Raw genomic sequence first — 20,138 nt, 5'->3', positions numbered from 1 at the left:
TTTAAACATGACGGTATACTCAAAGAAGAAGTCCCAGGATAACATGGACACTATCACTATTGCGATAGTAGAAGATAATCATGATATCCGCACGGCTATGGAATTGCTGATTAATGGTTCTGACGGTTATGCCTGTGTAGGGACTTTTAATAATGCAGAAACCGCAGTAGAACAGATCCCTCAATTGATGCCAAATGTAGTGCTGATGGATTTCAATCTGCCGGGTGGTATGAATGGTATTGAATGTATTGCGCAGTTGAAACGGGAACATCCCGACATGCAATTTATGATGCTGACTGTTTATGAAGATGATGATAAGATCTTCATGGCGTTGGAAGCCGGTGCGAGTGGATATATTCTTAAGAAAACATCTCCGGGTGAATTACTTGAAGCCATTCGTGATTTATACGATGGCGGTTCTCCGATGAGTTCGCAAATAGCCAGAAGGGTGGTAGCGTTTTTCCAGAAACAGGCAAAACCCAATCCTGCACTCGAAGCATTAACTACCCGCGAAAAAGAAATCCTGGATCAACTTTCCAAAGGATATCTGTACAAGGAAATTGCCAGCAATCTGTTTATCAGTATTGAAACGGTAAGACGACATGTACACAACATCTACGAAAAGCTGCATGTACGGAGCCGTACGGATGCAGTGAATAAGTATTACAACAGATGACGAAGAGCATAAGGCAAAAAGCATAAAGCAAAAAGCTATTGAAGCGAATGATAATCATTATATAATTATGTATTTTATCATTCGCTTCAATAGCTTTTTGCTTTATGCTTTTTGCCTTATGCTTCTTCGAAGCAGATGTACACTTAACACAACAGCAGCAATCAGTAAGCAGGCGAGTTTAAATAATAAACCAGTTTTCATAGGATAGGGATTATACGGTTAATAGGTTGATACATTTAAGTATAAGACATAATATTCCCTGATGGCTATTGCCAGGCTGATGTGACTAGTTGTAAATATTGTTGTAAAGCCGTTTGTAAAGTTGTAATAAGTTGATTATCGCATCATTTGCCACGAATCAAATTTCCGGATAAGGGTGAGAAATTTGTTGCCGATACGATTATCCTGTTCTTTTTTGATGAAGTAGGTAGCTGCGAGCGCTACCAGAATAACTGCTGATAGCAGGATTAGAAATAGTATTTTCATAAGGATTAGGTTAGGATATCTCTTAAAAGTTGACTTATGTAAATATAATTATTTTATTGATATAAGTTTAATTTCACATAAATTTTTTTTATACCATTTTCATGTGATCTCCCCGGAAAATACCCTGAATAGGTGAAAATCTCCCAAAAATACAATTTTCATAAGTCTTAATTTATTGGATTTCAATAATGTAAGCATAGTGCATAACTTATACTTGGGATGATTCAATGAATCCTTTATTTTTGCCAGCAATCTGATTTTGCTAAAAGATTTAGTATCCTTGCAGATCATTGATTAACCCACGAAACAATAGTATTTAGGAAATTTTAATATATTATGGCAAACACGGACAAAACGGATAACAAAGATCTATTTGCTTCCTATACGGAAGACTCCATACGGTCGTTGGACTGGCGGGAGCATATCCGCCTCCGGCCTGGTATGTACATCGGTAAGCTGGGAGATGGATCAAGCATGGATGATGGTATTTATATCCTGCTCAAAGAGGTAACAGATAACTGTATCGATGAGCATACCATGGGCTTTGGTAAACAGGTGGATATCAAGGTTACAGAACATCATGTCACCATCCGTGATTTTGGAAGGGGCATTCCATTGGGAAAAGTGGTGGATGTAGTGAGTAAGATTAATACCGGTGCCAAATACGACAGCAAGGCTTTTCAGAAATCAGTGGGATTGAACGGGGTGGGTACCAAAGCAGTGAATGCATTGTCCAGCTATTTCCGCGTACAATCCGTTCGTGACGGTCGCATGAAAGTGGCCGAATTCGAAAGAGGAGTACTCACAAAAGAACATAAGGAAACTGCTACCACAGAGCCCAATGGCACCCTGGTAACTTTTACACCTGATGATACTGTATTTAAAAACTATCGCTTTATACCGGAATTCCTCGAGAACCAGATCTGGAACTATTGCTTTTTGAATGCAGGTCTGACTGTTAGCTTTAACGGAAAGAAATATATTTCAAAGAATGGTTTGCTGGACCTGTTGCAGCGTAAAACCAATGAAGAAGATCTTCGCTATCCGATCATTCATTTGAAAGGAGAAGATATTGAAGTAGCCATCACGCATGAAAGTCAGTACGGAGAAGAGTACTATTCATTTGTGAACGGGCAGCATACTACTCAGGGTGGTACGCACCTGGCGGCTTTCCGCGAGGCATTTGTGAAAACAGTGCGCGACTTTTATAAAAAGGATTATGAAGCCACTGATATCAGGGCCTCTATTTGTGCCGCTGTTTCCATTCGTGTGCAGGAGCCGGTATTTGAATCACAGACGAAAACCAAACTCGGATCCCAGGTAATTTCTGAAGGCGGTCCTTCTGTAAAGGCGTTTGTACTGGAATTCATGTCCAAGCACCTGGATGATTATCTGCACCGCAATCCGGCTATTGCAGAGGCGCTGAAGAAACGTATTGAACAAAGTGAGCGTGAGCGCAAAGAGCTGGCAGGGATTAAGAAGCTGGCCAACGAAAGAGCCAAGAAAGCGAATCTTCATAACAAAAAGCTGCGTGACTGCCGTTTACACCTGAACGATGAGCTCACCGGAAAAGATAGAGCAGAACAGGAAGCCCGCCGTTTGGATTCAACCATCTTTATTACAGAAGGTGACTCTGCCAGTGGTTCCATTACCAAATCCCGCAATGTGGAAACCCAGGCGGTATTCAGTTTGCGTGGTAAACCACTGAACAGCTATGGTCTTACTAAAAAGATCGTATACGAAAACGAAGAATTCAACCTGCTGCAACATGCGCTGAATATCGAAGAAGGGATGGAAGGACTGCGCTACAATAACATTGTGGTGGCTACCGATGCCGACGTAGATGGAATGCACATCCGTTTACTACTGCTGACTTTCTTCCTGCAGTTCTTCCCCGACCTGGTGAAGAACGGGCACGTATATATCCTGGAAACACCGTTGTTCCGTGTTCGTAACAAGCAACAGACTATTTACTGCTATACAGAAGAGGAGAAGCAAAAAGCAGTGAAGAAACTGGGCAACAAACCGGAGATCACCCGCTTTAAAGGTTTGGGAGAAATTTCTCCTGACGAATTTGGCCGTTTCATCGGAGAAGATATTCGTATTGAGCCGATCATTTTATCGAAAGATATTCATGTCCAGAAGTTGCTGGAATATTATATGGGTAAAAATACCCAGACCCGCCAGGAGTTTATCATTAATAACCTGCGGTATGAAAAGGATTTAGTTGAAGAAACAGTATAAAAGAATTACGAATTGAGAATCATGAATTACGATTATTCGCGAAGATCTTTGGGTATAGTCGTAATTCGTCATTTGAAATTCGTAATTAATTTCAAAGTATGGGCTTAATACACATTGTTTTTGGTCAGTCTTCGGTTCCTGTGCTGGGTGAAGCGGTCGCGATGGATGAGAAAATGAGCGGAGATATTCTTTGTTTTGAAGATGATCTGTCGGTTGGACCTTTGTTCATACTGGACACCAAAGAGGGCAGGGCCGGACGTAAACAGTTCTGGCAACAGCTGGCGGGGATATCACCACTACCAACACCTGCGGAGGAGGAGCCGGCACCTGTAGCAGCGCCTGGCACTGATGAGGATCCTGAAGATGCTGACCGCTTCAATACCCTGAAAGCACAGCTGAAGGAAGACCCCGAACAGGAAGTATGGATCTGGGCAGGACAAAATGCCCGGGATGTATGCGGCTATTACTGGCTGGTGAGTCAGTTGTATGATTTTGCAGGACGCATACATATTATCTACCTCAACAACCTGCCTTTCCTCAATGAGAAGGGAGCCGTGTTTTATCCTACTCATCTGCACCAGATATTGCCCAAGGAATTCCTGAAGGCTAAGAAACTGGCGCGCCCAATTTCATTGGCAGAATACGAGCTGGATGGAGATGAATGGCATCGCCTGATGAATGAAAACGCCGGTATCCGTTTACTGGAAGGCGGTAAAAAGATAAAAGGAGAGCCTACCCTGTTTTACGATAAAGAGCTGCAAACGCAGAGTGGAAAAGAATTTGTGAAAGCATGGCGGATTGTACAACAGGTAACCGGTAAACTGAAATACCCTGTGATGGACCAATTCCTGGGTTGGCGGCTGAAAGAGCTGATCCGTGAAGGTAAACTGGAAAGCAGGGGAGAACTGAAAACCATCCGTGATTTTGAAGTGAAGTTACCTGGAGAAAGTACAGATAACGCAGCGGGTAAGGACAACACTGAAAATCCAACTACCCTATGATAAAGGTAACATCCCTTGACCTGTTGGGAGCAGATGACCGCGGCAGCGGTTATTTCTGGAATTGCAACCGCACAGGAGATTTCCTGGTATGTTACCGTAATGCAGGTAGCAGTAGCGGTCAGCATTACCATGAGGGTAAAAGTGACAATAAGAACCCGGAAGTACTGTATCTTTTTGCCGGCAAGGCAGCCATTCACTGGTGCCCGCTGGGAGGAAACGAAATAGTGATAACGGAAGTAACTGCACCGGCCAGGGTAGAAGTGCCGGTGAATGTATGGCATCAACTGATTGCTGTTACTGATTGTTGCTTTATTGAATTAAACTCTCTGGAAGATGTACAAAAGGACAGTGTACGTATATGGAGGGAGGATTTTGAAAAAATGATTAACGTAAAACCGTAAGTGTATTATACATGGACATGGAAAATAAAACATCAGACGAATCTCTGCACAATGTCATCCACGTTGGAGGCATGTATGAGAGCTGGTTCCTGGATTACGCTTCTTATGTAATCCTGGAGCGGGCAGTGCCCAGTATGGAAGATGGGTTGAAGCCCGTACAGCGTCGTATCCTGCACGCCATGAAAGAAATGGATGATGGCCGTTTTAATAAAGTGGCTAACGTCATCGGGCAAACGATGCAGTATCACCCGCACGGGGATGCTTCCATCAGCGATGCTATTGTGAACCTCGGGCAAAAGGATCTGCTTATTGAAACACAGGGTAACTGGGGGGATGTAAGAACAGGTGATGATGCGGCGGCGGCCCGGTACATTGAGGCGCGCTTGTCGAAGTTTGCACTGGACGTAGCATTTAATCCTAAAACGACTTCCTGGCAGCTCAGCTACGATGGCCGTAAAAATGAACCGCTCGCATTACCTATGAAGTTCCCGCTGCTACTGGCGCAGGGAGCAGAAGGTATCGCCGTAGGTTTATCTACCAAAATATTGCCACACAACTTTATAGAACTGATAGATGCTTCTGTGAAGTATCTCCGGGGCAAAAAGTTTGAACTGTTCCCCGATTTTACGACCGGTGGTATGGTGGATGTAGCCAGCTATAACGATGGCAAACGTGGCGGTAAAGTACGTGTACGTGCGCATATTGAAGAGAAAGATAAAAAGACCCTGCTGATAAAGGATGTGCCTCATGGTATCACCACTACCCAGCTGATGGAGTCTATTGTGAAAGCAAATGACAGCGGCAAAATCAAGGTTAAGAAAGTGGTGGATAATACTGCCGCTGAAGTGGAAATTGAAGTGCAGCTGGCACCAGGTATTTCTCCGGATATTACTATCGATGCATTGTATGCATTTACTGATTGTGAAATATCTATCTCTCCGAATGCCTGCGTAATTGTAAATGATAAGCCACAATTCCTCACGGCTTCTGATTTGCTGAAATCTTCCGCTGAGTATACCAAAGACCTGCTGAAACAGGAACTGGAAATCAAGCTGTCAGAACTACAGGAAAAATGGCACTATACCTCCCTGGAAAAGATTTTCTTCGAAAAAGGGATCTACAAGGAACTGGAGCAGAAACACAAAGACTGGGAAGCAGTACTGGTGGCTATTGATAAAGGATTTAATCCGTACAAGAAGCAATTGAAGCGTGAAATTACCCGCGAAGATATTGTGAAATTAACGGAGAAGCCTGTACGTAGAATTTATCGCCTCGATATCAATGAACTGAATGAACAGATCAAAAGTATTGAAGCAGAAATCAAGGAAGTAAAGAATCACCTGGCCAACCTGGTAGATTACACCGTTGCTTACTATGATAACCTGCTGAAGAAATATGGTAAAGGCCGTGAACGTAAAACAGTTATCAAAACTTTTGATACCATACAGGTAGCTCAGGTAGCGATTGCCAATACCAAAATATATGTGAACCGTGCAGATGGTTTCATTGGTACCTCCCTGAAGAAAGACGAGTTTGTGGCAGATTGTTCTGACCTCGATAGCATCATCGTATTCCGCCGGGACGGTAAAATGCTGGTAACGAAAGTAGCCGATAAAACCTTTGTGGGTAAGGATATCATTCATGTGGATATATTCCGTAAAAATGATGAACGTACTACCTACAACATGATTTATGTAGAAGGTAAAACGGGAGTGAGTTATGCCAAGCGGTTCAATGTAACGGGAGTTACCCGCGACAAAGAATACGAGCTGGCACATAAAGGAGAGAAAAACTCCAAGGTGCAGTATTTCTCTTCCAATCCTAATGGAGAAGCAGAAATAGTAACGATCAAACTCAGTCCTAACTGTAGCGCACGTAACAAGGAATTTGACCTGTTTTTCGAAACCATTGCTATCAAGGGACGTAGTTCCATGGGTAACGTGGTCACAAAGTATCCGATCCGTGGCGTGAAATTCAAAGAGAAAGGCGTATCTACACTGGCGGGGCAAAAGATCTGGTATGATACTGAAACCGGTCGTTTGAATACGGAGGAGCGTGGCGTATATATCGGTGCATTTGAAGGGGAAGACAAAATTTTTGTTGCCTTTAAGAATGGTAGCTACGAGCTCACCAACTATGATCTTACCAATCGCTACGAATCCGGTGATGTAGTATACATTGAGAAATTTAACCCGGAAAAAACGGTGACCGCCATTTATTTTGATGCAGATAAAAAGCAGTTTAATGTAAAACGTTTCAGGATTGAAACGCAAACATTGAATAATAAATTCCTCTTCATTAAAGAAGGCGTGTCCAACTACCTGGAGATGGTAACCACACACACACAACCCATAGTATTGCTGAAAACCGGCAAGAAGCGGAGTCCGGAAGAAGAGGAAATAGACCTCTCCGAGTTTGTGGAAGTAACCGGCTGGAAAGCAGTAGGAACAAGGATTGCAGGTGATGATCTGATTAGTGCGGAATTATTGTCTGAAGATGAAGATCCGGATCCAAATGAAGAAGGCCCGGCAGGTGGACAGGGCGAATTGTTCTAATCATCTGGTCGGATAAATATATGAGGCGGATAGCAGTAGCTATCCGCCTTTTTTTGTGCCGGGAAGAACAGGTCTTTATTTCCCCGTATATTTTCTCTTAACAATTAAATAAAACAGTATCTTAATAGGGATGTTTAATTTGCGCCTGTCCATATTTTTATTGCTGGAATGAAATACGAAAACTTAGCCGAAACCGAACTATTACAACTTGTTGCAGCTGATGATGGAGCTGCGTATGAAGTATTGTATAACCGGTATTGGCAACCGCTTTTTCTTTTCGCCTATAAGCGGCTGAAGAATAAGGAGGAATCTAAAGATGCAGTGCAGGACGTTTTTATTAACCTGTGGAAACGAAGAAGTACCCTGCAATTAACTGCGTCGTTGCGTACCTATCTCTTTACCGCAGTGCGATATGAGTTATTGAAAAAAATAGCGCAGGCCAGGAAGACTTCCGGGAGCGAAGCAATGGATTTAATGCCTTTGCCGGTAGAAGGCGCTACTACGGTGGACTTATTAAGTGAAAAGGAATTGCAGCATGCTTTGTCAATTGCAGTGAATCATTTGCCCGCCAAAATGAAGGAAATCTATTTGTTGAGCCGGCAGCAGCATAAATCTATTGCAGAAATAGCGCAACAACTGGGTTTGTCTGAGCAAACCGTGAAAAACCAATTATCTAAAGCCTTGCTACGCCTGCGTATGCATTTAAAAGAGGCTACCGTGATCCCGCTGCTCTTTCCTGGGATCATTTATTTCCTTAACATTTAGTTAACATTCAAAGATGGTACTACTTGCCTGATTTTGTTGCTTCACTATAGCATGAGTACATCCGAATTCAAAAGTATTGTTGAACGCTATCTGAAAGGAGAAGCCAGCGCCATAGATCAGGCCATGATTGAAGCATGGCTCGCCGCTACGGAAGATAATCCGGTAGACCTTACAGCGGCTGAACTGGAAACGGTCCGGACAGATATGTTGCAGCATTTGCGGCAGCACAACGGCCATGTACAGGAGTCTGGCAGGGATGAAATCCCGGTGCCGGATCAGGGAGGTTTCCAGAATCAGGGGTATCTGCAACAGCCGGAAGAACAAACATCCATAACAAAAGAAAGACGTTTAATACCATGGATTCAGCGTATAGCCGTGGCTGTTATATTCTGTATTGGGAGCCTGTCTTTATTCTATTACTGGCATAGTACTACAGCCAAACGAGCGCCCATAGCAGTAAACGAGCCATCACCGGTAATACAATACCGGGTGAGGGTGGAAGCTACTCATGCTATCCGTAAAGTAGTATTGCCTGATAGTTCAGTGGTGATGCTCAACCGATCCGGCAGTTTGTATTATAATATGCCCTTTGATAAAAGTGCCCGCGAAGTATTCCTGGACGCCGGAGAAGCATTCTTTGACGTGAAGAAAAATACAGGGCATCCCTTTGTGGTATATGCCAATAAAACTGCCACTACTGTTTTGGGGACCTCTTTTAATATTCGCATTACCAACAGTGTAGGTGCGGTGAAAATTGTAGTGAAATCCGGAAAGGTAAAGGTTGCCACCAACCTGGATAGTCCTCCCGATAGCAGCCGTTTATTGCTGCCGGAGCAGGGCATTGAAATAAATACCAGCAACAATAACGTGCGCACTTTTTTCCAACCTGCCAACATCACCACTTCCTGGTGGGATGGAGCGCTGGTATTTCATCAGAACAGCATGAAAGAAGTGGTAGAAGCACTCGAAAACCGCTACCAGGTGCATATCCGGCTGACAATGCCGGCATTGCAGCAGTATCGCGTTTCAGGTGATTTTACCAGGAGTCATACATTAACAGCCGTATTGGACGCATTATGCCTTGTACACCGCCTGTCGTACGAGAAAAAGAACAATGAGTATTTCATCTATGCATCTATAAAAAAACCGGTTATGCGCTAACATAACCGGTCACTTGTTTTGCTGTCAAATCCTTCCGTAACGCTAATTACCGGATGAGGCAGCGTGTTTTTAATTCAACATAAAAACTGTTCAAATTTATGAAAAATGTAGTAAGCAATTCTACAATCCGTTATCTTATGCGCCTAAGTCTGCTGACAGCCTGTTTTGCCGTAGCAAGTTTGTCTTTATGGGCTAAAAGCCTGGAGGGGCAGAGTTTAAAAAAGAACATCTCCCTGAAAGTAACCGGCACAAATCTGAATACCATCTTAAAGCAGATAGCCCGTCAAACACATTTACGACTGGTTTATGATGCTAAAGAGGCAGATAACTACCGTATGGATTCACTGGAGGCCATGGGGCGTTTCGCAGATGACCTGCTGGACTCTTTGCTGGCGCCTACCACATTGTCTTATCGTGCGGTAAATGACTTATTGGTCATATATCCTAAAGATGAACAGGAATTCGGACTCAAAGGAAAGGTAATAGATGGCGCAAGCCGGGAGCCGCTGCCAGGTGTTACCGTTTTCCTGAAAGGAACGAAAAGAGGAATGGTTACGAACGGAGCAGGAGGCTTTACGCTGGCGACCGTAAAGCCAGGTGATATACTTGTTATTTCTTATGTGGGATATACTACCAAAGAAGTGGTGATCGCCAATGATGCATTTCTTACAATATCGCTGCAAAGTAGTAGCGCGAAAATTAATGACGTGGTGGTGGTAGGATATGGTACCCAAAAGAAAGTCAACCTCACCGGGGCAGTCAGCCAGATAGATGCCAGTGTAATTGAAAGCAGACCCATAGCCAATGTAGGACAGGCATTGCAGGGCGCTATTCCAAATCTGAATGTAAACTTTGGTGACGGTCGTCCGGGGGGCAATGCTACCCTTAATATCCGTGGCTTTACTTCTATCTCTGGTGGAGCGCCGCTGGTGCTGATTGATGGTATTCCGGGAGATATCAATACTGTAAATCCAAGGGATATTGAATCTGTAACCGTTTTGAAAGATGCCTCATCGGCAGCTATATATGGTGCCCGTGGCGCTTTTGGTGTGATACTACTGACCACTAAAAAGGGGAAGTCCGGTAAAATGCAGATCAGTTACGGCACCAATTATGCCTGGGCAGGTAATACCAGTCGTACCGATTTTGTGACCAGTGGTTATGATGCGGCCATGCTGAATGATCAGGCATTTAAAATTTCACTGGGAAAAACCTATACTGGTTATACAGATGAAGACTATGCCGAATTGCTGAAAAGAAAAACAGATCACACCCTGCCTTCTGTAGTAATACAGAACCGTAAAGGGAAAGATATGTACGTATACTATGGTAATACCGACTGGTGGCATACCATGTTCCGCGACCAGATGCCTTCCCTGGAGCATAGCCTGAATATTAGTGGTGGTACTGAGAAAGTAAATTATATGGTATCAGGGCGGGTATATCAGAAGAAAGGTATGATGCGCATTCAACAGGATATTTATAATTCCTATAATTTCCGGGCTAAAATTGAAGCGCAGGTGAAGCCCTGGCTGACGTTAACCAGCAATACGCAATTTAACGCCTACGACTATACGTATCCGGGCAGTACCGTGAATGGTAATTTCGTATCTGTAAGCGTACATGCGTTACCGTCATATGTACCTGTAAACCCTGATGGTACTGCCACTTATCGTACAGAACTAAACAACTATACCATTGGTGATGGTATTTATGCGGACCTTCTCCATGGTAAAAGCAAAGGTGCGATGAAGCAAACAGAGCTGGTGAACACGGTAGGGGCTATCTTCAAAATCACGCCGGATTTTAATATTAATGCCAACTATACGCTGACCGTAGCAAATGGCAACAGCTATCACCGGCAAACAGCGTCTCCATGGTCTATTTTCCCTGGTATAATCAGCTATGTTAATAATGATGAGTTATGGCAGCAGGACGATAGTCGCCTGGTGCATGTCGCCAACCTGTATGGTAACTACAGTAAACATTTCGGTAAACATGCGATTAATCTCACCGCGGGCATTAACCAGGAGTTGCAGCGATATAAAATGCTGTATTCCGGAAGGAAAGACCTGTTGTCAGAAGACCTGAATGAAGTAGCGCTGGGTACCGGTGATGCTACCGTAAATAGTAATAACCAGGAGCTGGCCCTGCTGGGTACCTTTGGACGTGCTGCCTATAGTTACGCTGATAAGTATTTGGTGGAATTTAACGGGCGTTACGATGGCTCTTCCCGTTTCCCCTCCAGTAAACGTTTTGGCTTTTTCCCTTCTGTTTCAGCCGGCTGGCGCATGAGTGAGGAAGCATTTTTTAAGCCGGTTAGGAATGTGGTCAACGATATTAAGTGGCGCGTTTCTTACGGCGCCTTAGGGAACCAGGATGTGCGCAATAACTACTATCCTTATATCCCTATTATGGGTATGGGAACAATAGATTATATCACGGAAGGTAAACGTACGCAGTATGTAACCCTGCCAACTCCGATTTCTCCGGATCTTACCTGGGAAAAGGTGAACTCTACCAATTTCGGAGCGGATATGAGCTTTTTGCGCAGCAGGTTGAATGTTACTTTCGACTGGTATGTACGTAATACGAAAGATATGCTCACCAAAGGTATGACCTTACCCGCTGTTTTTGGCGCAGGAGAGCCTAAACAGAACGCAGCAGATCTTCGTTCCCAGGGTTGGGAAGTAAACGTGGACTGGCGTAGTGCCTTGCAGGTAGCGGGTAAACCATTTAATTATAATCTTGGTTTTAACGTAGGTGATTTTAAGGCTTCGATTACACGGTTTGATAACCCCAACAGCATTTTAAGTGATTACTACGCAGGCCAGCAGCTGGGCGATATCTGGGGCTATAGTATTGCAGGCTATTTCCAGTCAGACAAAGAAGCGGCAGACTGGAAAGTAGATCAGACACAAGTGGGCAACAACATTTTTTCAGCGCCGGGTGAATGGGGCAAGCTCCGCGCCGGTGATCTGAAGTTCGTAGATCTGAATGGAGATAATACTATCAACAAAGGAAAGAATACCCTGGCAGATCATGGTGATCTAAAAGTTATTGGTAATTCTTTGCCCAGGTATACGTTTGGTATCAGGGGAGGAGCAGACTGGAATGGAATAGATTTTAGTTTCTTCTTCCAGGGAGTAGGCCGTCAGAACTGGTATCCGGGAAACAATGCGGATAAATTCTGGGGTCCTTTTTCACGTCCTTATATGTCTTTTATTCCAACAGATTTTGCAGATAAGTTATGGAGTCCTGAAAATCCGAATGCCTACTTTCCGCGGTTGAGAGGATACATTGCCCTCAATGATAACGGTTCGCTGAAAGAAAATAATGATAAATATCTGCAGGACCTGGCCTACATCCGTTTGAAAAGCCTGATTGTAGGTTATTCTCTTCCGGAGTCATTGATGAAGCGGATTAAACTGACCCGTTGCCGGATTTATTTCAGTGGTGAAAACCTGCTTACGATCAGCAAGCTGCAGAGCAAATACCTGGACCCGGAGCAGCTTTCCAGTGATCCTAACCTGGTAAGAACGGACGCTAACGGCCGCGTTTATCCTTTTAGTAAAACATTTGCGGCAGGACTGGATATCACTTTTTAACCTGTAAAAGAAAAGACGATGAAAAAAATTAATCTACTTATTATATGCCTGCTGGTACTGGGGTTTAGCTCCTGTAATAAATTTATGGACAGAGACCCGCTGGCAAAAATTTCTCCCGAGAATTTCTTCAAAACAGAGAAGGACCTCAAACTATATATCAACTCCATGTACACCATGGTACCAGATGCAGAAACGATTTATAATGAGGATATGGATAACGTGGTGAAGTCCAGTGTATCGGAATTCCTCACAGGTAAACGGCAGGTACCCGTTACTGGCGGTGGCTGGAGCTGGACGGAATTGCGGAAGATCAATTATTTTCTGATCAACTGTAATAAAGTATTGCCTTATGCCACTACAAGGAAATACGTAGGTGCAGCTAAATTTTTCCGGGCCTGGTTTTATTTTGAAATGGTCAAAAAATTTGGAGATGTACCCTGGTATAATACACCGATGGATGTTAATGATCAGGCATTGCTGCAAAAAGCGAGAGATCCCCGTAAACTGGTGATGGATTCTGTGATAGCAGATATTGATTCTGCCATTGTTTCCCTGGATGCATTGAAAAGTAATGAGCTGGTGACAAAATGGACGGCACTCGCGCTGAAAGCACGTATTTGTCTTTATGAAGGTACTTTCCGGAAATATCACAAAGAAGCCAATTTCAATTTACCGGATGAGAATAAATTTTTGCAGGCAGCTGCGGATGCAGCAGCACAGCTGATGGCCGGTGGGCAATACCGTATTTACACCAGTACTGCAGCCAATGCTTACCGCGACCTTTTTGCGACGAAAGCGGCAAATACAGACGAAATTATATTGAGCAGAAAATACAGCGCAGGTTTACAATTATATCATAACGCTAACTACTATACGATTACTGCTTCTTATGGTCAACCCGGACTGGAAAAGAGTTTTGTGAATAGTTATCTGATGAAAGATGGCAGCCGATTTACAGATAAACCGGACTATAATAAAATACAGTTTTATGCAGAATGCCAGGATCGTGATCCTCGGCTGGCACAAACGATCCGCACACCAGGTTATACACGTATTGGAAATACCAATAAACTGGTACCGGATTTTGGGGCGGCAGTAACAGGTTATCAGCTCATTAAATATGTAACAGATGAAACGCAGGATTCTTACGTAAAAAATGATAACGATATGCCGGTATTCCGCTATGCAGAAGTATTGCTGAACTATGCGGAAGCAAAGGCAGAACTGGGACAGCTTACACAGGGTGATATAGATCAATCTATTAAATTGTTGCGTGACCGGGTGGGTATGCCCAACCTGAATGTGGCCGCTGCAAATGGGAATCCGGATCCGTATGAGGCTGCACGGTACAACAATAAGACCATTAGTGGTGTGCTGCTGGAAATCCGCCGGGAGCGCCGGATAGAGCTGGTCATTGAAAATTTCCGCTGGAGTGATATCTGCAGATGGAAAGAGGGGAGTATGCTTACCCGTCCTTTTAAAGGAATGTATTTCCCGGGCCTTGGGCAGTATGACCTGGATAATGATGGGAAAGTGGATGTGGTGATTTATGAAGGCACTAAACCTTCAGGCCCCAAAGGTCCCGCTTACCTGAAACTGGGTACTGAAATAGACCTTGAAAATGGTGCATCCGGTGGTGCTATGATGGTGAACCGGAATATTGCTAAGGGCTTTAACGAAAACCGGGATTACCTGTATCCTGTACCTATCCAGGAGCGCACATTAAATAAGCATCTTACCCAGAATCCTAACTGGAATGACGGACTTTAAATAAATAACGGTGGTCTGAAGATGATATTATCTTCGGACCACCATTGTTTATTAAATTTTGCCTCCCATATTTTTAATTATTGTTTCCAGGAAGTTGATCGTAGAAAGATATTCTTCCGTTGTGGTGCCGGTGAGTATTTTCTCATGATTGCCCTGTTGGTTGGCTGCTATCTCATCAAATTTTGTTTTTCCCGTTGATGTAAAGGAATACATGTCCTGGTCCTGCTGCACCCAGCCGCGGGATACGAGGGATTGAAGCATTTCTTCCAGTTCAGTTTCAGAAAGGAACCTGCTCACCTGGTGGTAATACAGTGCTTTGGAGATCTTTGTGTGGGTATCAATATTCTTCATTGCCTGCCAGTGAAACCTGTTGATGCCAAAGGTTTCAAAGGCGGCATTCATATATTGTGTAATCAGGCTGTCCGCTTCTTTGAGGTACCAGCCGATAGGTAGCTTTTTTTTGATTTCGGATTGCATACAAGTGGTTTAATCGTTGACAGGTGTGGTAATTTCAATCATGATAGTATCGAAGCGCAGGTAGAAGCCGAATGTTTTACGCATAGGCTGGGGTGCCTGGTCCAATACGATGCCGCCATCTTTCAGGCGTTGATACATATCGTTTACAGCATCTTTATCTTCCAGATAAAAGCCGATATGGAAAGCATCCGGATAGGTATGGTTTTCCTTATCGTTGAAGCGTTGGTTCATGAGTACAAGCAGGAAGTTATCGGGACCTGTTAAAACGGATAAGCTATCGTTGAGTTTAGGATCTGTACAACGGAAATCGAAGTACGTTTCGAAAAAAGTGCGTGTTGCGGGCACATCTTTTACAGTGAGGTTTAAGTGATTGAGTTGCATTAGTCGGTAGTTAATAAATGAATGTTCGCTCTTTTATGATGCAAATATAATCGAATGATCGTTCTTTTTAAAAAAATATTAAAGTTTTTTTCAGGAGATGGGTAAAAAAGTGGTTGATTTTTTACCCGGGTCATGAGGAGCGGGGCGTATTTGTGTTTAAGTGTTTGGTTATCAATAATAAATATTAGTATATTAATCAAGATCGTAATTCCTTTCGTAGCGGGTACCTTCAACCCTGCTTAGCCGATAACACATTTCATCCCTGAGTACGGGATCATCAGAGGCCGACAGTTCCCTGATCGTTGTTATGGCTTCGTCAGTTCCAATGCTGTAGAGTGCCCATCCGCACTGATTGATTAGTTGGCGGGTGCCGGTACCATATGCTTCCAGGCAAGGATATTTTTGTTGCATGGCTGTCCTGATATAAGGAATACTCTCAGGATCTTTTCGCTGCTGCAGCATATGAACAATATCTTCGTAAGAACAATGCCAGGGTTCCAACATCAATTGATTCAGTAACGAAGTATGTTCATTTTCTTTTTCAACTTTGCACAGGATAAGGAGAAAGTATACAACATCTGTAAGTAATTGTTGTTTCAGGATGTCTTGAAACAGCGCATTCAGCACATTCGGATCATGCTGTAGTCCGGGAGGTAACAACGCCAAAAATTCGTTTTGGGATATTTCCTCATCCAGCCATTGTTGAACTACTGCTCTGAGTGCATCTGTCATCATTGGCTATTGCTTTTTCTTCTGCACAGGTTTCTTTGGTGTCTCCTGGTAATCTTCTGCCGATTTCGGCTGGGTCATAATCTTCTTCTTCTGATCGAGGGGCTGTGGAGTTGGCGCTCCTTTTCCCATAGGGATAGCATCATGAAAAATCTTATTTACGTGCATCCATTTACCAGCCTGCCATTTAAAACCTTCGTAATCCATATCGGATACGTAGGTGAATTTCTTGGCTGGCTCGTTGGTTTCTGAAATAAGATGGTCATACACGATCATATCCAGTTCCTTATTATAATTGAGGGTAGCGGTACTCTCTTTTTTATATTCTATGATAAAGCGGTTGCGTGTAGGCTTGGGCGTGCTATCCTCAGCAAAACTAAAAAACGGACCGCCAAATACGGGTGCACCATTTTTGAAGGTGAGCATTTCTACTATTTTCTTCTGGCTGCGTGGGTTATTGGCATCCCAGCCAAAGAGCGTATAAAATTCCTGGTTGAAATAATGGCGATGTATGACTGCATAATACAGGCAACCATACCAGGATTTATTATCTGCAATGGTATCTGTATTGGTGATATAGTCTGAGGCATCAAACAAAGGAAACAGCTTGAGCTGTCCATCTGCTGTATTCATTTGTATAGCGCCAAAGTGCCGGTAGAAGCCATTTTCACGTTCCAGTGCCCAGGTAAATATGCGGAAGGTACTGTCCTGTGGATATTGGATAGAAATCGTTTTCAGTGAGTCAAAGGGAAAACGGAAGGAGTATTTTGTTTTCAGTGCCCGCACCAACATCGGAATAAACGCATCTTTAGCCCTTTCCCTGCCATCATCACCCTTACCATTGAATATATCCATGCTGAGCACCTGCAGGGTATCCTGGTCATGTTTCAGCTGTTTTAAGGCCGCTGCATCCGGTTGCTGCGCATGAGTCAGTAAACAGGCGAGTAGCAGTAGTAGTGACAGTAATGATTTTTTTGCCATATCTATTATACGGTTCGGGACTGGAATTATTGTATGGACTGTGCAAACTCCAACAGGTTTTGACACCGCTGGTCAATCAATGGATGAGGAAAAGATACTTCCGGACGGGTAGAAGGAATAAAAACAGTTTGCATGCCCAGATTTTTTCCGAACTGCATATCGCTCAATGTATTTCCTACCATCACTGCATTTGTAAAATCAATGTCCGGGAAATCCATTTGTGCCTGTAAACCCATTCCTGTAGCCGGTTTTCGGCAAGGACTACTGTTATCCAGATCCGGACAAAAATAGATCCTGTCGATACGGCCACCATGTAACTCAATTTGTTGCAGCATTTGTGCGTGGATCTCCTGTAAACCTGCTACGGTAAGCAGGCCCCGGCCAATACAGCGTTGATTGGTAACCATCACAATGCGATCAAAATGTTTGGCCAGTAATGGCATAGCGGCTAATACTCCTTCACTGAAATGAAACATATCCGGACGAAGTACATATCCATCACGGATTTCGTCATTTACTACCCCATCTCTGTCGAGAAATAATGTCATGATACCAATACTTTTTTTGCTGCTTCATAATCTTCCGGAATACCGATATCTATAAAATAAGTATCACTGATAAAGCCGTATAAGTTGCCGGCAGCGGCGCCGGGCTCCAGGACTTCCTTCTCAAAGGAGAATTTTTCCGGCAAAGACAAGCTGTTTAAAAAGTCAGTGGTGGTGAGATAAATACCACCATTGATTAGTCCGGCCGCGCAGAATTGCTTTTCATGAAAAGCGCTGATTCGCTCCCTGGCATCCAGTTCGATGCTGCCGTAGCGGTCAAATTGCTGCATGGGTTTCAGTGCCAGTGACAGGGGACTTTGATGTGCTGTATGAAACTGATGGAATGCGGACAGGTTTACATCAAAATAAGTATCTCCGTTTACGATAAACACTTCCCTGCCTTCTAAAGCAGGCAGGGCATGAACAATGCCACCACCGGTTCCCAGCGGTTCCTGTTCTACGGTAAAGGATACACGTAATGGCAAATCCATACTGTTGCACCAACCGATCACCTGTTCTGATAAATAACCCAGCGACAACACCGCATGGGTGATGCCTTGTTTGTGAAGGTATTGTAACAGGTAATATAAAAAAGGATGTTCTCCCAAAGGGGCCATGCATTTTGGCTTATCAGCTACCACACTGCGCAGGCGTGTTCCCAGGCCTCCGGCGAGTACAATACATTCACTGGTCATTATCCAAACAGGTTATTTTCTACTATTTCGCAAATGATATGTCCTACGGTAATATGTGCTTCCTGTATGCGCGGGGTATCATTGGAAGGGATGTTGATCAGATAGTCGCTTCCGGCTTTCATTTTGCCACCGGTGCTACCTGTCATGCTCACTACAATCATACCCTGTTCCTTTGCTACTTTGATGGCTTCCAGGATATTACCTGAGTTGCCGGAAGTAGAAATGGCTACCAGCACATCACCGGGGCGGCCTATTCCTTTCAGGATGCGGGCATATACCTGGTCGTAGCCGTAGTCGTTACCTACTGCTGTCATATAGGAAGAGTTGCAATGCAAGGCTTCTGCATACAGTGGCATACGGTCTTTATAAAAGCGACCGGAAAATTCAGCTGCCAGGTGCTGTGCATCGGCAGCGCTGCCGCCGTTACCACAAAAAAGGATTTTATGATCTGTTTGCAGACTATGCGTAATGGTATCTGCTGCCAGTTTTATGGTGTTCAACAGTGGCTCATCCTGGCAAATGGCTTCTTTTACAGTAATACTTTCCCGGAGCTTGTTGATAATATGTTGTTTCATCAGTAGATTTTTTGATTTGGTGTAACCTTAAATACTCCACGTTTGAATGCCGTGATTAGTAAAGGTATAGCGTTTTACATCACCACCAAAACCACTTAATGCGTCTACCACGGCGAAGCGGGTGTTTTTAGGGCAATAGAAGATCATGAAGCCACCACCACCGGCACCTGAAATTTTACCTCCGCTGGCGCCGGCTTTGCGGGCAGCATCGTATATTTCATCCAGTTGCGGGTTGGTAATGCCCTGGGCCATCTTCTTTTTGTTTTCAAAACCGTAGTTCAGAATTTCACCGATTTTGTCGATGGTACCCCGTAACAGGGCTTCCTTCATCATCACCGCCTGTTCTTTCAACTGGTGCATGGCTTCAATGGAAGCATCTTTTTTATCTGTTACATTTTTTTGTTGTTCTGAGATGATGGTAGAAGACAGGCGGCTGGTAGAAGTGTAAAACAATACCAGGTTGTTTTCCAGCTCATGGAGATTGATCTCTTTGATGCGGAGTGGGTTTACAATTACTTTATCGCCTTTGTAAAACTCCATGAAGTTTACGCCTCCAAAAGTAGCTGCATATTGATCCTGTTTACCACCAGCCTGTTGCAGGTCTTCCCGCTCAATAGAATAGGCCAGGTGTGCCATGTCATATTCTCCCAATGGTAACTTCAGCCATTCTGCAAAAGCGCCGAGTACGGCCACCACCAGGGTAGAAGACGTACCGAGACCGGAGCCTGCAGGAGCATCCACAAAAGTGGTGAGTTTAAAACCGGTAGACGGTAATAAACCGTAATCTTTTTGTACGCGGTTAATCACACCTTTCAGTATATCCAGTTTGCCATCTAACGGTAAAGGATATACGGCATCATAGGAAGCACTTTCTCTTCTGTCGGCACATTCAAAAATAATTTTTCCGTCAGTGGAGGGTTCTATAGATGCACGGGCATATAAAGAGATGGTAGCATTGAGAATGGCGCCACCGTATAAATCCGAGTACGGACTTACATCTGTGCCACCACCGGCAAGGCCTATACGTAAAGGTGCTTTGCTTCTGTAGATCATGCGAGCTGTTAGCTTTTAGCTGTTAGATATTAGAT

At 43.9% G+C, this 20,138-nt stretch carries 18 protein-coding genes; 9 read left to right on the top strand and 9 right to left on the bottom strand.

All coding sequences use genetic code 11. From position 1 onward, the window contains the following. Positions 1-7 precede the first annotated feature (7 nt). Positions 8-676 (top strand): response regulator transcription factor, encoded by a 669-nt coding sequence (locus tag AB4Z08_RS12180; protein ID WP_079468073.1) that lies wholly within the window; start codon positions 8-10, stop codon positions 674-676. Between the two features lie 336 nt (positions 677-1,012). Here AB4Z08_RS12180 and AB4Z08_RS12175 read toward each other — a convergent pair whose 3' ends face one another. Continuing rightward, complete coding sequence (locus AB4Z08_RS12175) at positions 1,013-1,162, bottom strand: hypothetical protein (protein WP_441574014.1); 150 nt, start codon at positions 1,160-1,162, stop codon at positions 1,013-1,015. 336 nt (positions 1,163-1,498) lie between these two features. Here AB4Z08_RS12175 and AB4Z08_RS12170 point away from each other — a divergent pair, with 336 nt between their 5' ends. From AB4Z08_RS12170 to AB4Z08_RS12135, 8 genes are all read left to right on the top strand, one after another. Next, positions 1,499-3,406, top strand: a complete 1,908-nt coding sequence (locus AB4Z08_RS12170) for a DNA topoisomerase IV subunit B (RefSeq protein WP_441574013.1) — start codon at positions 1,499-1,501, stop codon at positions 3,404-3,406. Positions 3,407-3,504: 98 nt separating this feature from the next. Continuing rightward, a complete protein-coding gene (locus AB4Z08_RS12165; RefSeq protein ID WP_441574012.1) occupies positions 3,505-4,407 on the top strand; it encodes a DUF1835 domain-containing protein in 903 nt (300 codons plus the stop codon). Further along, positions 4,404-4,808: a hypothetical protein gene (locus tag AB4Z08_RS12160; protein ID WP_441574011.1), complete on the top strand. Its 405-nt coding sequence runs from the start codon at positions 4,404-4,406 to the stop codon at positions 4,806-4,808. The genes AB4Z08_RS12165 and AB4Z08_RS12160 overlap by 4 nt, the downstream gene beginning before the upstream one ends. A 17-nt stretch (positions 4,809-4,825) precedes the next feature. Continuing rightward, entirely contained in the window at positions 4,826-7,363 is a 2,538-nt protein-coding gene (locus AB4Z08_RS12155; RefSeq protein ID WP_441574010.1) for a DNA gyrase/topoisomerase IV subunit A, read from the top strand. A gap of 168 nt (positions 7,364-7,531) precedes the next feature. Then, the gene (locus tag AB4Z08_RS12150; RefSeq protein WP_441574009.1) at positions 7,532-8,128 is read left to right on the top strand and encodes an RNA polymerase sigma factor; all 597 of its coding nucleotides are present in this window, start codon (positions 7,532-7,534) and stop codon (positions 8,126-8,128) included. Between the two features lie 51 nt (positions 8,129-8,179). After that, a complete protein-coding gene (locus AB4Z08_RS12145) occupies positions 8,180-9,289 on the top strand; it encodes a FecR family protein (RefSeq protein ID WP_441574008.1) in 1,110 nt (369 codons plus the stop codon). A gap of 137 nt (positions 9,290-9,426) precedes the next feature. After that, the gene (locus tag AB4Z08_RS12140) at positions 9,427-12,897 is read left to right on the top strand and encodes a SusC/RagA family TonB-linked outer membrane protein (protein ID WP_441574007.1); all 3,471 of its coding nucleotides are present in this window, start codon (positions 9,427-9,429) and stop codon (positions 12,895-12,897) included. Between the two features lie 18 nt (positions 12,898-12,915). Continuing rightward, positions 12,916-14,667, top strand: coding sequence for a RagB/SusD family nutrient uptake outer membrane protein (locus tag AB4Z08_RS12135; protein ID WP_441574006.1), 1,752 nt, complete (start codon positions 12,916-12,918; stop codon positions 14,665-14,667). A 51-nt stretch (positions 14,668-14,718) separates the two neighbouring features. On the opposite strand, the gene AB4Z08_RS12130 is transcribed toward AB4Z08_RS12135, so the two are convergent. The 8 genes from AB4Z08_RS12130 to AB4Z08_RS12095 form a co-directional block, all read right to left on the bottom strand. Further along, on the bottom strand, positions 14,719-15,144 hold the full coding sequence (locus tag AB4Z08_RS12130; RefSeq protein WP_441574005.1) for a hypothetical protein: 426 nt from the start codon (positions 15,142-15,144) through the stop codon (positions 14,719-14,721). A 9-nt stretch (positions 15,145-15,153) separates the two neighbouring features. Beyond that, positions 15,154-15,525, bottom strand: a complete 372-nt coding sequence (locus AB4Z08_RS12125) for a VOC family protein (protein WP_441574004.1) — start codon at positions 15,523-15,525, stop codon at positions 15,154-15,156. Between the two features lie 192 nt (positions 15,526-15,717). Further along, positions 15,718-16,260 carry a hypothetical protein gene (locus tag AB4Z08_RS12120; RefSeq protein WP_441574003.1) on the bottom strand — a complete coding sequence of 181 codons (543 nt, stop codon included), beginning with the start codon at positions 16,258-16,260 and terminating at the stop codon, positions 15,718-15,720. 3 nt (positions 16,261-16,263) lie between these two features. Next, complete coding sequence (locus AB4Z08_RS12115; RefSeq protein ID WP_441574002.1) at positions 16,264-17,235, bottom strand: hypothetical protein; 972 nt, start codon at positions 17,233-17,235, stop codon at positions 16,264-16,266. Between the two features lie 26 nt (positions 17,236-17,261). Next, entirely contained in the window at positions 17,262-17,783 is a 522-nt protein-coding gene (locus AB4Z08_RS12110; protein WP_441574001.1) for a D-glycero-alpha-D-manno-heptose-1,7-bisphosphate 7-phosphatase, read from the bottom strand. Next, a complete protein-coding gene (locus AB4Z08_RS12105; RefSeq protein ID WP_441574000.1) occupies positions 17,780-18,475 on the bottom strand; it encodes a nucleotidyltransferase family protein in 696 nt (231 codons plus the stop codon). Before AB4Z08_RS12105 ends, AB4Z08_RS12110 begins: the two co-directional genes overlap by 4 nt. Continuing rightward, positions 18,475-19,050, bottom strand: a complete 576-nt coding sequence (locus tag AB4Z08_RS12100) for a D-sedoheptulose-7-phosphate isomerase (protein WP_441573999.1) — start codon at positions 19,048-19,050, stop codon at positions 18,475-18,477. Before AB4Z08_RS12100 ends, AB4Z08_RS12105 begins: the two co-directional genes overlap by 1 nt. Before the next feature lie 27 nt (positions 19,051-19,077). After that, positions 19,078-20,103, bottom strand: a complete 1,026-nt coding sequence (locus AB4Z08_RS12095; protein WP_441573998.1) for a GHMP family kinase ATP-binding protein — start codon at positions 20,101-20,103, stop codon at positions 19,078-19,080. Positions 20,104-20,138: the final 35 nt, after the last annotated feature.

The organism is Chitinophaga sp. RAB17 (assembly GCF_052114225.1).
Lineage (GTDB): Bacteria > Bacteroidota > Bacteroidia > Chitinophagales > Chitinophagaceae > Chitinophaga.
Note: the sequence above shows the minus strand (reverse complement) of the source record. Positions and strands in the feature narration are given on the sequence as shown.